The sequence below is a fragment of the Shinella sp. 20P9.1.1 genome, assembly GCF_057798995.1.
The window spans coordinates 349,326-364,134 of record NZ_JBYOLC010000004.1 but is presented as its reverse complement, the minus strand read 5'-3'; the positions used below and the strand labels follow the sequence as shown (position 1 = coordinate 364,134).

The window sequence follows — 14,809 nt, the reverse complement described above, 5'->3', positions numbered from 1 at the left end:
CGGTCCCACCGCCCGGCTTTTTTCATGTTGAGGCACCGGAACAGACGGGGTTGATTTCGAATACGCCGGCCGGCTTTGCCGTCAGAGGCTTGTGTGCGAACGCGATTTCAGAGACGTTAGGAAGACGGGGATCCGGGGTATCCGATGATTGGGACGGCATGGCGATTGCTGCGCTTTGCGGTCATGGCTTTGGTCATGGCCGGGCTTGGCGCGTCGATTGCGGTCGCCGCCGCGCAACGCGTTGCCCTCGTCATCGGAAATTCAAGCTACGATCACGCCTCCGTCCTTCCCAATCCCGGCACCGACGCCAAGGCGATCGCGGCATCGCTGGAACGGCTTGGTTTCGAGGTAAGCCTGCGCACCGACCTGTCGAAGGCAACCTTCGAGCGGGAGCTTGCCGACTTCAGCGAACGCGCTGCCGATTCGGAGCTTGCCCTCGTCTATTATGCCGGCCACGGTATGGAGATGCAGGGCCGGAACTACCTGATCCCAACCGACGCACGCCTCAAATCCGATCTCCGGGTGAAATTCGAGACGATCTCGCTGGAAGACGTTCTGTCCGCCGTCGAAAGTGCGAAGGGTCTGAAGCTCGTTCTGCTCGATGCCTGCCGCGACAATCCGTTCCTTCAAACCATGTCGCGTCAGAACAAAACCCGCTCGACGAGTCGTGGCCTCGCGAAGGTCGAGACCTATCCGGGCGTGCTCGTCAGCTACGCCGCCGCCGCCGGCACGGTCGCTGAAGACGGTCAGGGAGAGCACAGCCCCTATGCGGCAGCCCTGCTCGATCATCTGGAAACGCCGGGCCTGGAGCTCAGCCTGCTCTTCCGCAAGGTCGCCGACGACGTGCAGCAAAGGACCGACGGGCGCCAGACACCTTTCGAATACGGCCGCCTTCCCGGCACGAGCATTTATCTCAAGGCACCGCAGGAGATCGTGGTGCCGGAGAAGAAGGAGCCGGTGGTCGACGCCTGCCGCGATGCGGCGGCCCATTGGGCTGCCATCGCCGACAAGGGCGACGAGGACCTTTTCAACGATCACCTGACCCGCTTCGGCACCTGCGCCTTCTCCACGCTTGCCAAGCTCGCTCTCGCCGATCTTCGCGCGGAAAAGGCGCAGCAGGTGGCCAATGCGAAGGCCAAGGCTGAGGCCGATGCCAAAGCGGAAGCCGACGCCAAGGCCGCTGCTGCCGCAAAGGCCGATGTGGACGCACAGGCCGCGGCCGTGGCGAAGGCAGAAGCGGATGCACGGGCCAAGGCGGCTGCGAAAGCGGAGGCGTATGCAAAGGCGCAAGCCGCGGCCAAGGCCGAGGCCGACGCAAAAGCCGCCGCTGCCGCGAAGGCCGAAGCAAACGCTAGGGCACAGGCAATTGCAAAAGCTGAAGCAGACGCTCTGGCCGAGGCCGCAGCCAAGGCGGAAGCGGATGCGAGAGCAGCGGCCGCCAAGGCAGAAGCCGACGCGCAGGCCGCCATCGCCAAGGCCGAGGCTGAAGCGAAGGCCGCGGCCAAGGCGGAGGCAGAGCGGCTGGAAAAGCAGGCGCAGATCGAGGTCGCCGCCCTTCCCGTGGAAACCGAGAAGAAGCCGGCCCTGCTGCTTGATCAAAAGCGCGACGATGCGCTGCAGGTCACGACCGAACCCGCGCCGACGCAAGAGGAACTGGCGCTCGCCCAGCAGAAGGAACTCGACCGTCTCGGCTGCGAGCCCGGAACGCCCGATGGCAAATGGGGTCGGAGGACGCGCACGGCGATGGAAATCTTCAATCGCGAAACCAAGCTCTCATTCGAAACCACGGCTGCGACCATCGCAGCGCTCGACGCGATGAAGGTTCGCGACGGGCGCGTTTGTCCGCTCGTCTGCTCCCCTCTCGAGGACAAGGTCGGCGAGCAGTGCATGGCGAAGACGTGCCCGGAAGGTCAGGACCTCAACAGCAGCGGCATCTGCTTCACGCCGAAAAAGGCCTTGCCGATGAAGATCGTGCGTGAAAAGAAGGAAAAGCCGGCGAAGGCCCGCACCGCGACCCGCGAAAAGCCCACTAAGGAGCGCCCGGCCGCCCGTACCCCGAAGACGAAGCAGCGCGCCGTCGCCGAGAAGCAGCCGACCGTCGTGGAAAAGAAGCCGGTGCAGCGGAAAACGGCCACGGCGACAGGCAATTGCATCGTCATAACCTTCTGCGATCACTGACGCGAATTGCCTGTCTCGAACATCTGTCGGGTCGAGCTTCGTAACCGCGGATGATCGGCAACCCCTTGCCAGCGATATAGCTGGAGCATTGCGGCCCGCTAAGGCTTATCACTCCCAGCCTTTTCGTCGGCTTGCGCCACCTCGTCCTGGATGTCCCGCTGCTTGGCGGCGGCAGTGCGGGCGGATTAGCTGCGGCTCATGAAAGCCTCCTCAGAGTTCGGTCGGTCGGATGTTATCGACGCGGACGGTTCCGGCGACCACTTCGCGCGGGCCGTCAAGCGGATAGGTGCCGTTCGTCTCATCGACGACGGTGTAGAGTTTCTCGTTTCGGAAGGCGCTCGACGAGGTCGTTGAATTGCCGTCGCCGGGCAGCGCGTCGATCTCCATAAAATCCAGCTCTGCTTCCGCCGCGACGACGCGCGCATCGCCGCTGGAGCGTGCCCGCACCACGACCTCACCCTGTTTGGGCGCAAGATCCCAGTTCGTATCCGTTTCGGCGGCGATAGGAATGAGACGGTAAAGCTTCAGCTGCTCGGGGTTTGAATAATCGGCGACAGGCGTCGGCGTATCCTGCCGCGGCGCGTTTTCATCGAAGCCGACCGACCAGTCGCGGGCACGTGCCGCCATGCCCAGTGGGGTAGGATGAAGGGGGGTATCGTCGCTGCCGGTGACAAAGCGCGGCTCGGCGCTCGCGACACCGTCATTGCTGCGGCCGGCTTTCGACACCGCAAATTGTGGCACAGCGTCCGCCTCGATGATTTCCTTGCGTCCCGTCTGAGCGGAGACGACGCTTCCAGTGTCCGGGACCGTGCGGGGTTCGACGGGCACAACCTGCTCGTCTTTTTCCTCGTAGCCAACCTCACGGCGTCCCGCGTCATGCATCGCCTGATCGCCGGTCACCTCGCCGGCAAGCTGTTTGAAGTAGCCGGAAATCGTGTTCATCACGCCCATGATCTATCCTCACAGTTTGGTTTCGAGGCGGGCCATCGCCGCTCTCAGGATGCCGCGAAGCTCATCGTCGGCGATCTGCTGGGCGGCGAAGGCGGCGTCGGGCTCGATGCCCGGATCCTCCTCGTGGTCGTTGACCGTTTCGTTGTCGCGCGCCATCGCAATGAGCGCCGCACGTGCCTCGGGAACGGTCGCGACCACGGATAAGAGTTCAACCAGCAGCCGCCGATGGGCGTTGATCCTGCCTTCGAGATCGATCGAATTGCCGATGGTCATGCCACGCGTCTCCCACGATGTTTTGCTAACGGCAGCATCCAGGGATTGTTCCAAGCCCTGTGGGTGCCAAGCTACCTGCGGCAAAAAAACTGGCTTTTTGCGGCCGCAATCTGCTATAAGGATCGTTCAAACGCTTTCGACGGTTCCGGAGATTCTTCTCCGGAGACCGTTTTCTTTTGCGTTCTTGCAGGCGGGAGCCTGCGCGGCGCGCTCTGAAGGACGGGATAAAATGGTTGAAAAGGTACCGATGACTCACGGCGGTTTCGTCAAGCTGCAGGAAGAACTGCGTTGGCGTCAGCAGGAAGAGCGTCCGCGAATCATTGAGGCGATCGCAGAAGCGCGCGCCCACGGCGACCTATCGGAAAATGCCGAGTACCATGCTGCCAAGGAAGCCCAGAGTCACAACGAGGGCCGCATCACGGAAGTCGAGGACTACGTTGCGCGCGCCGAGGTCATCGACCTCTCGAAGATGTCCGGCACGAAGATCATGTTCGGCGCCAAGGTGAAGCTCACCGACGAGGATACCGGAGAAGAGAAGGTCTATCAGATCGTCGGCGACCAGGAAGCCGACGTGAAGCAGGGCCGCATCTCGATCTCCTCGCCCATCGCCCGCGCCCTCATCGGCAAGGAAGTCGGCGATTCGATCGAAGTGAACGCGCCCGGCGGTTCCAAGGCCTACGAGATCCTTGCCGTCACCTGGGGATAAAAGCCGCCTCATGCCGTTTGTAGAGGACATGCGGGACGTCGAAGTCATCGCACCGAATTTCAAACGCCGCCTGTCGGGCGTAACCTCCACGATCATCCAGCTCGTCCCGGTGCAAAATGCACTGGGACAGAAGGTCGTGACGCTCGGACCCGGATTGCCGGCGATATTGCCGGCAATGCCCTACCGCGATCTCGTCCGCCTCTGGAGCCTACCGCGCAACGGTACACGCCGCGTCTGGCACGCCCGCCGCAATGTCGAGATGCTGTTTGCCCTGCTGCTGCGCGACGTGCTGCGCATGCCGTTACGCATCCTCTTCACCTCGGCCTCGCAGCGCCAGCACAGCAAATGGACGAAGTGGCTGGTCTCGCGCATGGATGCCGTCGTCGCCACCTCCGCCAAGACCGCCACCTATCTCGACGTGCCCTCGACCGTCGTCATGCATGGCATCGATGCCGAACGCTTCTCCCCTGCCCCCGACAAGGCCGCCTTGCAGGGAAGGCTCGGCCTCGAACCGAACCGGCGATATGCCGGCTGCTTCGGCCGGGTCCGCCACCAGAAAGGCACCGACCTTTTCGTCGACACGATGATGCGCCTGCTGCCGGACCGCCCGGACTGGTCGGCGATCGTCGCCGGGCGTGCAACACCGCAACATGTCGAATTCGAAAACGTCCTGAAGGAAAAGGTGCGGCAGGCCGGACTGGCCGATCGCATTCTCTTCGTCGGCGAACACACCAATATCAACGACTGGTACCGCACGCTCGACCTGTTCATCGCGCCGCAGCGCTGGGAAGGTTTCGGCCTGACGCCGCTCGAAGCCATGGCAACCGCCGTGCCGGTCGTCGCAACCGATGTCGGCGCCTTCTCGCAGCTGCTCGACAGCGACGGAGAAACCGGCATTCTCATCCCGGCGGATAATCTTGAGGCAATGGTCGAGGCGGCAGCGCCCCTGATGGACGACGACGCGCGACGCCAGCAGGCCGGCGACAACGCCCTTCGTCACGCACTCGAGCATTTCTCGATTGCCGGCGAAGCAGAAAAACTCGGCGCAATCTATGCCCGTCTTCTCGGCAAGAAGGCCTGAGACCGACCGCGATCAATCGGCCCGCCACATCGGCAAGGTTCAGGGCCTGTCTTTTTCCCGCGCGAAGCGATCGTCATAGCCAAAACCCTCGGCAGCGAGCGCCGAAACAGCAGAATGGTTGTGGATCGTGATCCCGCGCCGCGCACAGATTTCTTTTGCCAGCCGGAAATGCGCCATGATACGGCTCCGCGCCCGCACGATGCCGGATCCCGCGACCTGTCCGGCCCGCTCGTAAAAGCGTGGCTGGTCGGCATTGACGATGTCGATGCCCAAAAGGCCGATTTCGCGCGGCTCGCAGAACATCGCGAACTGCAGCGCCGATATCGCGACGGAACCGCCCTGGAAAACCCCCTTATCAGGATCGAGCGACAAACCCGTCTCGCGCTCGCCGTCAAGGACGACAAAGGGCAGAGCCGAGAGGCTGTCGGGCGACTGAAGCATCTTCCGATAGGGTTTTCGGATATTGTCGATGAGGATAATCTTTCTGCCGTCGAGGAAGGCTGGTTCGATCTCACAGATAGCTCTGATAACCTCGGTCGAAAGAAGCAGGATGGTTTCGGGCGAAACATGTGCGCGCACGAGCGCAAAATGGCGCCAGATAAAGCGCTCGTCCTCGATCGCTATGGCCAGCGGCTCGGTGATCGCCTGTCCGATCAGCCCGATCGCGCCATTCAGCAGGATGCCGCTCCGTTTCTCCATAGTGACGAGATCGTTGTCGTTGATCGACGGCCCCGATCCCACGATGAAGATCGACGGGCCGGCGCGCTCGCGCAGAGCCGTCGCAGGCAACAGGCTCCCTACCAACTTTCCGTGATAGACGATGGCGCGGTGGCCTTCCGCATCTGGCGCCTGCAATGCCAAATAGGGCAACCAGGCATGAGCGTGGCGCCTGCTCTTACCGAGCAGCGCCGCAGCCATCTTAACCACCGAACGCCAAGGCGGTCGTTCCGACCACAGTTTCATCGTCAGCCCCTCACGCAATATAGAGAGCGTTTCCCTTCGCTATAGCCAGCTGCGCCCATCTGCGGCAACCGCCAATACGACGGGAGCGCGCTACGGCGGCTACTTGATCAAGGCGGCGCGCTTCCCGTATGGACATAATTCCGATGAACTCCTGACCGGCGCAGCCCCATGACCCTCAAAGCCGTCATCATGAACGACACTCGGTCCGACAACCATTTCGGCTGTTTCCGGGTGATGCGGATCATCGAGGAGAACCTTGCCGCGCGCGGCATCCTTGTCACGGCGCGCAGCCCTGTTCGTCACGAATGGATGAAGGATGCGGCCTTCCTAGCCGCCCTTACTGAAAGCGACGTCGTTGTCATCAATGGTGAGGGCACGCTTCATCACGGTGCACGGCGGGGAGAGATGGTGCTGCGCGTGGTGGATCATCCCGCCTGCGCCGGCAAGCCGGTCGCCCTCATCAACGCCCTCTACCAGGACAATCCGGACGCCTGGGGCCGCTATCTTGAGAAGATCGCGCTGATTTCGACACGGGATTCCCGCAGCGCCGCCTCTGCCGCAAGGCAAAGCGGAAAAGCGGTGGGCTTCGTGCCCGACCTGTCCCTTTGCGAAGCCTTCGCCATGCCGGCCGTCCCCGTCGAGCGAAACCGCCTGCTCGTCGGCGACTCCATCTCGAAGGAAATCTCGCGGACGCTCCTGCAAATCGTCGAGGATCGGCCCGATGCCTATCTTCTGCCGATCACGAAGGCGCTTAAGGCGAGCAAGGCGCATCTCCCGCTTCCGCTGCGCGCTTTCCGCGAGGGCTATATTCGCCTCCACGCGGCGGCATTCCAGCTGAAACAGCCGAGAGTGCTGTTCAACAAGACCGAAGCGGGCTTCATGCAGGACCTGCTTACCGGCTATCTACATGTGACCGGGCGCTTCCACTCGGTCTGCCTGTGCCTTGTGGCGCGAACGCCCTTCCTCGCGGTGGACTCGAATTCCTGGAAGATCAGCGCACTTCTGGAAGACTTCGGCCTCGGCAAGGAAAGACTGCTTTCCCTGCAGGATTTGAAGAGCCAAGCCGGCAGACCACAGGATGCGGCCTATTCCGAAGACGAGCTCGCGACAATCGAGGCAGGACTTCGCCAGTGTCAACAGAAGGCCAGCCACCTCTTCGACGAGATCGCTCGGCTGGCGGCAGGAGCTATAACGGCTTGAAAAGCCAGTCGATCCCCTCGCTGCCGATCTTCTCCACGAGCGTGTAGCCGTTTTTCGCAAGGAAGCGCTGGGCCGGTGTTCCGAAGATCTTTTCGAGGAAGCTGCGCTTGTTTTCGATCAGGATCCACGGCCGGTAGCGCCGGATCGTCTCGATGGCGCCGGTAAGCGCCTGCGCCTCATAACCCTCGAGATCCAGTTTCAGAAGCGAACAGGCTTCCAGTCCTAGACTGTCGATCGGCACACATTCGATATCGCCCTGCCCGACAATGCGACCTGTCACGGTCCGCGCACCATCCTTCGTACCGATGGCCACACGTTCATGGCGGTCCGACAGGCCTTTCGGATACGCAATGGCGACATCGGAGGCATTCCATTCCTCGATATTTCGCGCAAGGCAGGCAAATACATCCGGGTTGGGTTCGAAGCTGTGTACCCGCCGGAACTGTTGCGCCATCAGTTTGGTCCAGGCGCCGACATTCGCCCCGCCGTCTATCGCAAGCTCCCGTCCCGGAACGAGTTCAAGGGTTCTCACCAGATGCGCGATCTGGATGCCCGCCCGGCCTTCAAATCCGCGCCGACTTTTCTCGAGGTTCTCACCGGGAGCCGCGTCGATATCCGGAACCCAGAATTCGCCAATTTTCTGCATCTCACCTACACGCTCACCGGACCGGTCCTGGTTGAATGTCAATTGAGGGAGAACTTCGGATCGTTCCGCAGCAGATCCGTGATGTAGCGTTCTTCCGTCACATAGTCATGCGGCATCGTCGCCTTGCGCCATTCTCCCGAAAGCGACTGGCTGCGAAAGAAGTCGAAGCCGAAGAGGCTCGCCTTGGAGCAATCGGAGCGGGCCAGGAGATCCACGACCATGAGACCCGTCGTCGGGCGCGAGCCCACCGCGTTGAAAAGCGTCAGATAGCTCGCATTCGGGTAGAGGAAGAATCCCGGCCATTTGAGCACCCAACCCGGCAGGGCATCCCGGCGCGGCGACATCCAGAAGAGATAGCGCGCCTTCCTGGCTTCCATCACCTGAAACGAGAAATCGATGCTTGTCGCGATGATATCCGTTTTAGCGCCATGCGACCGGAAGTCGGGAACCGGAGCCGCGTTGCAACGGATGACGATATCATGCGCATCTATGGCGGCACCCTGGGCCCGTTCGGAGAGGCTTCGGGCATTCCCGACAAGGGCAATGGATTTGCCGCGCAGCAGATCGAAAACATCGACCTCAACGAGCGGGGAGACATAGGCGATGCCCAGAAGACGCCGGCTCTTGCCGATCAGTCGCCTCGTCTTCTTTTCCAGCTTGTGGCGGATGCGCTGGAAAATTCCATCACCATGCGCTGAGGCCATATGGCGCTTCCTCATATCCGGACCGGATCAGCCGACCGTCGTCAGGGGCTATACACTATTTTCAGAAGCAGCTCCCATCAACCGTTACAGCTCCACCAGCCCGACCTTCTTGACCTGCCGGATCGTCAGCATCGTGCGCACGGTATCGACCTGTGCGTTGGCGGTCAGTTCCTCGATGACGAAATCCTGGAAGCGGGTCAGGTTCTCGGCGACGCAGTGCAGCAGGAAATCGCTGTCGCCGGAGACCATCCAGGCCTGGCGGACCATCGGCCATTCCCCCGTTGCGGCGGCGAAGGCCTTGAGGTTGGCTTCGGACTGGTGCTTGAGGCCGACCATGCAGAAGGCGACGAGATCGTATCCGAGTGCTGGCGCATTCAGCATCGCGGTATAGCCCTCGATGATGCCGGCCTCTTCCAGCTTGCGCACCCGGCGCAGGCAGGGCGGCGCGGAGATGCCGGCGCGCGCGGCCAGCTCCACATTGGTCATCCGGCCGTCGGCTTGAAGCTCCTTCAGGATGCGGATGTCGATGGCGTCGAGTTCGGCGCGAAACATGGAAGTGTACAGACCTTTCGGGAAGGCGACCGGAAGTGACCCGAATCGCCGCATCAGCGCAACATTGTTACCGCAAGCGGCACAAATATGTCACGCGCCTTCGCTTGCCTGTTGGCAAAGCACCCACAACACTTGAAACTGGGCGCACTCCCCTCATAAATGAGCATTGAAGAGTTACACGCTGGCCCGAACCCTGACGCTTGCGCGCGGGCGGGCCGATTGAGGGGCCTTTTTGCCCTGGAAGGAACGACCATGTCCACCCCCTCCGCCTCCAAGCGGCACGTCAAAGTCCTGATCATCGGATCCGGTCCCGCTGGCTACACCGCCGCCATCTATACCGCCCGCGCCATGCTGGAGCCGGTGCTGATCGCCGGCATGGAACAGGGCGGCCAGCTGATGATCACCACCGACGTTGAAAACTATCCGGGTTATGCCGATCCGGTTCAGGGTCCTTGGATGATGGAGCAGATGCTCAAGCAGGCTGAACATGTCGGCGCCGAGATCGTCAACGACCTCGTCACAAATGTCGACCTCGACGTGCGTCCCTTCCGCATCTCCACCGACAGCGGCACCGAATGGACGGCCGACGCGCTGATCATCGCCACCGGCGCCAAGGCCAAGTGGCTCGGCATCGACACCGAACAAAAGTTCATGGGCTTCGGTGTCTCGGCCTGCGCCACCTGCGACGGCTTCTTCTATCGCAATAAGGACGTCATCGTCGTCGGCGGCGGCAATTCGGCCGTGGAAGAGGCGCTTTACCTCTCCAACCTCGCCAAGACCGTGACGGTCGTGCACCGCCGCGACGGTTTTCGCGCTGAAAAGATTCTTCAGGAACGCCTGTTCGCCAAGGAGAACGTCAAGATCGTCTGGGACCATGAGGTCGTGGAATATCTCGGCGCCGATCCGAAGCCGCCGATGCCGGCCTCGGTCAACGGCGTGAAGTTGCGCAACGTCAAGACCGGCGAGACGCGCGACGTGGTGACGGACGGCGTGTTCGTCGCCATCGGCCATGCGCCAGCCGTAGACCTCTTCAAGGGCAAGCTGCGCCAGAAGCCGAACGGCTACCTGTGGACGGCGGCCGATTCCACGGCGACGGACGTGCCGGGCGTTTTTGCCGCAGGCGACGTCACCGACGACATCTATCGCCAGGCGGTCACGGCTGCCGGCATGGGCTGCATGGCAGCGCTGGAAACCGAAAAATACCTTGCAGGTCATATGCCTGTCGCAATTGCGGCCGAGTAGAAGCCGCCAACAAAGGGCGGCGGCATCGTCCGACCGCCCACGTGGGAACAGCAAGATCAGCGACCGGGCGGGAAGCAAGCGCTCCCCGCCTTAGAGACCTATGGGGGATAGAATGGCGCTCGACTGGGACAAGCTGCGGATTTTTCATGCCGCGGCCGAGGCCGGCTCCTTCACGCATGCGGCCGACAAGCTGCATCTTTCGCAATCGGCGATCAGCCGCCAGGTGAGCGCGCTCGAGCAGGATGTCGGCATCAAGCTCTTCCACCGCCATGCCCGCGGCCTGATCCTCACCGAACAGGGCGAAATCCTCTATCGCACCGCCCATGACGTGCTGATGAAGCTCGAAGGGGTGCGCGTCCAGCTGACAGAAAACACCGAGAAGCCGAGTGGCAAGCTGCGTATCACCACCACGGTCGGCCTCGGCCAGGGCTGGCTGACGGACAAGGTGCAGGAATTCCTGGCGCTCTATCCCGACATGCAGGTCCAGCTCATCCTCGACAACGAGGAGTTGGACGTGAACATGCGCCATGCCGACTGCGCCATCCGCCTGCGCGAACCGCAGCAATCGGATCTCATCCAGCGCCGGCTGTTCACCGTGCACATGCACATCTACGCCGCGCCCTCCTACATCAACCGCTACGGCGAGCCGCAGTCGATCGACGATCTCGACAACCACAAGATCATCACCTTCGGCGAACCCGCGCCGAACTATCTGCTGGATGTGAACTGGCTGGAGATCGCCGGGCGCGATTCCGACAATCCTCGCCCCTCGGTCCTGCAAATCAACAGCCAGACCTCGATCAAGCGCGCGGCCTTGCTCGGCATCGGCATCGCGATGCTGCCGGACTATATTGTCGGGCGCGATCCGGGACTTATCCAGCTGCCCGTCAGCGCCGATATCCCATCCTTCGACACCTATTTCTGCTATCCGAGCGAGATGAAGAACTCCGCGAAACTGAAGGTTTTCAGAGACTTCATCGTGGCGAAAGCGCGCAACTGGAACTTCTGAGAAAGGCGTTTTGAGAGGCCTGCGCTTCATGCATGGCTGGCATGCACATTAAAAGATTGATGTATGCCCAAAAAACCATCATATCGCCCGCAGCTGATGCATTTCGGTGGCTTTTTCCTCCCAGTGCCACCGCACCAGCTGTTCCCCTCTGGAGGTTTTATTACCTTCAAAACTATAAAGGGCCCAAGTTCATCTTGCGGCCCTCTTTTTTTGCCTTGGGACAGGTGAAACAGATTTTCAACCTTGCTGCGAAAGTTGGCACGCGCTTCTCTTGAAGAAACGCAAGCCCTGCCCCATATCTTAGTCAGTCAATGCACATGCGGTCTTTCTCCTCCCAGTGCCGCGCGTTGGCTGTTCCCCTCTGGAGGTTCTAAAACCTTCAACCTTGCAGGGCCCAAGCTTCGCTTGTGGCCCTCTTTTTTTGCCGATTTTTCTTTTTCAGATTTTTCGGGGCACCCCTTGTATCGGCAAAGCGCGAACCCAATATCGGTATTATCCGATATATAAATCGCCGAGCGCCGATAGACATGACCGAACCAGATGCCGACGAAATCCTCAAGGCGCTTGCCCATCCGAAACGGCTGGAGATTCTGGCTTGGCTGAAGGAGCCGCAGATCCATTTCGCCGGTCAGGAACATCCGCTGGAATTCGGCGTTTGCGCCGGTCAGATCGAAAAACGCTGCGACCTTTCGCAGTCCACCGTTTCCGCCCATCTCGCCACCCTGCAGCGTGCCGGTCTCGTGACGACGCGCAAGGTCGGCCAATGGGTGTTCTTCAAACGCGACGAAGACAAGATCGCGGCCTTTCTCCACCACATCAACAGCGCCTTGTAAGCGCCTAAACTCTCCCAGCCAGAAGAAGGACTTCCCATGACCTCGCTCTTCGACCCCATCAAGATCGGCGATATCCAGCTTGCCAACCGCATCGTCATGGCGCCGCTGACGCGCAACCGCTCGCCGGGTGCCGTGCCGAACACGCTGAACGCCGCCTATTACGAACAGCGCGCCTCCGCCGGCCTGCTGATCACCGAAGCCACGGCCATCTCCCACCAGGGCCAGGGCTATGCCGACGTGCCGGGCCTCTACAAGCCGGAAGCGCTCGAAGGCTGGAAGCAGGTGACGGATGCGGTGCACAAGGCCGGCGGCAAGATCGTCGTGCAGATGTGGCATGTGGGCCGGATTTCGCATGACACGCTGCAGCCGAACGGCGGCAAGCCGGTCGCCCCCTCGGCGATCCGCGCCAAGTCGAAAACCTACCTGATCAATGCCGACGGCACCGGCAGCTTCGCCGAAACCTCCGAGCCGCGCGCGCTGGAAAAGGACGAGCTGCCCGGTATCCTCGAGGATTATCGACGCGCCGCCCGCGCGGCCATCGATGCCGGCTTCGACGGCGTCGAGATCCACGCCGCCAACGGCTACCTGGTCGACCAGTTCCTGAGGTCGGGCAGCAATCAGCGCACGGACGAATACGGTGGCTCGATCGAAAACCGTGCCCGCCTGCTGTTCCAGGTCGTCGATGTCATCACCAAGGAAATCGGCGCCGGGCGCACCGCCATCCGCATCTCCCCGGTCACCCCGGCCAACGATGCCTTCGACCCGAATCCGCAGCCGCTCTTCACCCATGTGGTCGAAGGCCTGGCCAAATACGACCTCGCCTATGTGCACATCATCGAAGGCGCCACCGGCGGTTCGCGAGAGCACCAGCAGGGCGATACGCCCTTCGACTATGCGGCACTCCGCGCAGCCTACCAGGCGGCCGGCGGCAAGGCGGCCTGGATGGTCAACAACGGCTACAACCGGGAACTGGCCATCGACGCCGTGGAGGAAGGCAAGGCCGACCTCGTCGCCTTCGGCAAGCTCTTCATCGCCAACCCCGACCTCGTGGAGCGCCTGAAGAACGACACCGTGCTGAACGCCCCGGATCAGGCGACCTTCTACGGCGGCGGCGCCAAGGGCTACACCGACTATCCGGTGCTGGAAAACGTCGCCTGACGCTTTGCACCTTTGCGGTGGCCGTTAGCCCTTCCGATCGGCCTCGCCTCACGAGGGCCGGATAGGAAAGGCGCGATAGCCACCGGACGCCCGCGGAATCCTGCTCCGCGGGCGTTTTCTTTTTGCGCGCCTCGTCTACATCTACACGAAGATAGTCGAGGACCCGCCACCCATGCTTTCCAGCCTCCTGAAGGAACGTTTCCTGTTCGTCGGCCTCGCCGCCGCCATCGTCGCCTATGCGACGGAGCATAATCTGCTCGATATGGGACGCCTTCCTGTATTGATTGCCGCCTTCGCGCTGGTCGCCGCCATCATCCTCGTTTCGACGCGCATCGCCCATCATGCGGAAATCCTCGCCTCCAAGGTCGGGGATCCCTATGGCACGATGATCCTCACGCTGGCCGCTGTTCTGGTGGAGGTCGTGGTTCTCGCGATCATGATGCAGGGCGAGAGTTCGCCGACGCTGGTGCGCGACACGATCTATGCCGCCGTCATGCTGGATATCAACGGCATCCTCGGGCTTGCCGCCCTGCTCGGCGGCATACGCCACGGCGAGCAGCCCTATAACGACGATTCGGGAAAGACCTATGGCGTGATGATCCTGACGGCTATGGGCATTTCCATGGTTGTGCCGGAATTCGTGCCGCGCGAGAGCTGGCATGTCTATTCCGCCTTCACCATCGGCGCGATGATCGCGCTCTACGGCGTCTTCCTGCGCATGCAGGTCGGGCCGCACAGCTATTTCTTCAGCTATGCCTATCCCCGCGCGGAGCGAAAGGAAGGCCTGCCGAGCAAGTCGCCGGATGAAAGCGAGCCCGCCACCCTCTCCATCGGCATCATCGTCATCGGCGTGGCGCTGATCGGCGCACTGGCCGAAGTCATGTCCGTGCTGCTCGGCGCCGGCCTCAAGGGGACGGGCGCACCGCCGGCGCTGATGGCCATCGTCGTCGCCGCGATCTCCGCCGCACCGGAAATCCTGACGGCCCTCCGCGCAGCACTCGCCAACCGCATGCAGTCCGTCGTCAACATCGCCATGGGCGCATCGCTCTCGACGGTCATCCTCACGGTTCCCGTCATGGAAGCGATCGCGCTCTATACCGGCCAGCCCTTCGTCATGGCCATGTCGCCGACCCAGACGGTGATGGTGACGATCACCCTGATCGCCGCAGCCATCAACCTCAATGACGGCGAGACCAACGCCATCGAGGGCATGACGCACTTCATCCTCTTCGCCACCTTCGTCATGCTGACGATGATCGGGCTTTGAAAAGGGCCGCGACAGTGAAAGCCCTGAACGAGACGCCGTTGCCTCC

15 protein-coding genes are annotated in these 14,809 nt (G+C 61.9%); 9 read left to right on the top strand and 6 right to left on the bottom strand.

Annotated features, from left to right (window positions below; all coding sequences use genetic code 11):
• The first annotated feature begins 144 nt into the window (after positions 1–144).
• Positions 145–2,178, top strand: coding sequence for a caspase family protein (locus AC27VQ_RS09795; protein WP_488716127.1), 2,034 nt, complete (start codon positions 145–147; stop codon positions 2,176–2,178).
• Between the two features lie 210 nt (positions 2,179–2,388).
• Here the strand turns inward: AC27VQ_RS09795 and AC27VQ_RS09790 are convergent, their stop codons facing one another.
• Together AC27VQ_RS09790 and AC27VQ_RS09785 are read right to left on the bottom strand one after the other, a co-directional pair.
• Positions 2,389–2,706: a hypothetical protein gene (locus AC27VQ_RS09790; protein ID WP_488716169.1), complete on the bottom strand. Its 318-nt coding sequence runs from the start codon at positions 2,704–2,706 to the stop codon at positions 2,389–2,391.
• A 432-nt stretch (positions 2,707–3,138) separates the two neighbouring features.
• On the bottom strand, positions 3,139–3,402 hold the full coding sequence (locus tag AC27VQ_RS09785; protein WP_488716126.1) for a hypothetical protein: 264 nt from the start codon (positions 3,400–3,402) through the stop codon (positions 3,139–3,141).
• A 229-nt stretch (positions 3,403–3,631) separates the two neighbouring features.
• Between AC27VQ_RS09785 and greA the strand changes: the two genes are divergently transcribed.
• Together greA and AC27VQ_RS09775 are read left to right on the top strand one after the other, a co-directional pair.
• Complete coding sequence (gene greA, locus AC27VQ_RS09780) at positions 3,632–4,108, top strand: transcription elongation factor GreA (RefSeq protein WP_313522872.1); 477 nt, start codon at positions 3,632–3,634, stop codon at positions 4,106–4,108.
• Between the two features lie 28 nt (positions 4,109–4,136).
• Entirely contained in the window at positions 4,137–5,189 is a 1,053-nt protein-coding gene (locus AC27VQ_RS09775; protein ID WP_488716125.1) for a glycosyltransferase family 4 protein, read from the top strand.
• 39 nt (positions 5,190–5,228) lie between these two features.
• On the opposite strand, the gene AC27VQ_RS09770 is transcribed toward AC27VQ_RS09775, so the two are convergent.
• A complete protein-coding gene (locus AC27VQ_RS09770; protein WP_488716124.1) occupies positions 5,229–6,107 on the bottom strand; it encodes a glycosyl transferase in 879 nt (292 codons plus the stop codon).
• Positions 6,108–6,320: 213 nt separating this feature from the next.
• Between AC27VQ_RS09770 and AC27VQ_RS09765 the strand changes: the two genes are divergently transcribed.
• Positions 6,321–7,352 (top strand): polysaccharide pyruvyl transferase family protein, encoded by a 1,032-nt coding sequence (locus AC27VQ_RS09765; protein WP_421592958.1) that lies wholly within the window; start codon positions 6,321–6,323, stop codon positions 7,350–7,352.
• Here AC27VQ_RS09765 and AC27VQ_RS09760 read toward each other — a convergent pair.
• The 3 genes from AC27VQ_RS09760 to AC27VQ_RS09750 all read right to left on the bottom strand — a co-directional run bounded on the left by AC27VQ_RS09760 (position 7,339) and on the right by AC27VQ_RS09750 (position 9,254).
• The gene (locus AC27VQ_RS09760; protein ID WP_488716123.1) at positions 7,339–7,998 is read right to left on the bottom strand and encodes an FkbM family methyltransferase; all 660 of its coding nucleotides are present in this window, start codon (positions 7,996–7,998) and stop codon (positions 7,339–7,341) included. The genes AC27VQ_RS09765 and AC27VQ_RS09760 overlap by 14 nt on opposite strands.
• A 38-nt stretch (positions 7,999–8,036) precedes the next feature.
• Positions 8,037–8,702: a glycosyltransferase family 29 protein gene (locus AC27VQ_RS09755; RefSeq protein ID WP_488716122.1), complete on the bottom strand. Its 666-nt coding sequence runs from the start codon at positions 8,700–8,702 to the stop codon at positions 8,037–8,039.
• 84 nt (positions 8,703–8,786) lie between these two features.
• On the bottom strand, positions 8,787–9,254 hold the full coding sequence (locus tag AC27VQ_RS09750) for an Lrp/AsnC family transcriptional regulator (RefSeq protein ID WP_023516337.1): 468 nt from the start codon (positions 9,252–9,254) through the stop codon (positions 8,787–8,789).
• A 252-nt stretch (positions 9,255–9,506) separates the two neighbouring features.
• Between AC27VQ_RS09750 and trxB the strand changes: the two genes are divergently transcribed.
• The 5 genes from trxB (at position 9,507) to AC27VQ_RS09725 (ending at position 14,763) form a co-directional block, all read left to right on the top strand.
• Positions 9,507–10,496, top strand: coding sequence for a thioredoxin-disulfide reductase (gene trxB / locus AC27VQ_RS09745; RefSeq protein ID WP_488716121.1), 990 nt, complete (start codon positions 9,507–9,509; stop codon positions 10,494–10,496).
• Positions 10,497–10,608: 112 nt separating this feature from the next.
• A complete protein-coding gene (locus AC27VQ_RS09740; RefSeq protein ID WP_117366706.1) occupies positions 10,609–11,505 on the top strand; it encodes a LysR family transcriptional regulator VtlR in 897 nt (298 codons plus the stop codon).
• 527 nt (positions 11,506–12,032) lie between these two features.
• A complete protein-coding gene (locus AC27VQ_RS09735) occupies positions 12,033–12,338 on the top strand; it encodes an ArsR/SmtB family transcription factor (RefSeq protein WP_488716120.1) in 306 nt (101 codons plus the stop codon).
• A gap of 36 nt (positions 12,339–12,374) precedes the next feature.
• Positions 12,375–13,496 (top strand): alkene reductase, encoded by a 1,122-nt coding sequence (locus AC27VQ_RS09730; RefSeq protein WP_488716119.1) that lies wholly within the window; start codon positions 12,375–12,377, stop codon positions 13,494–13,496.
• A gap of 172 nt (positions 13,497–13,668) precedes the next feature.
• Positions 13,669–14,763 carry a calcium:cation antiporter gene (locus AC27VQ_RS09725; RefSeq protein ID WP_488716118.1) on the top strand — a complete coding sequence of 365 codons (1,095 nt, stop codon included), beginning with the start codon at positions 13,669–13,671 and terminating at the stop codon, positions 14,761–14,763.
• Positions 14,764–14,809 lie beyond the last annotated feature (46 nt).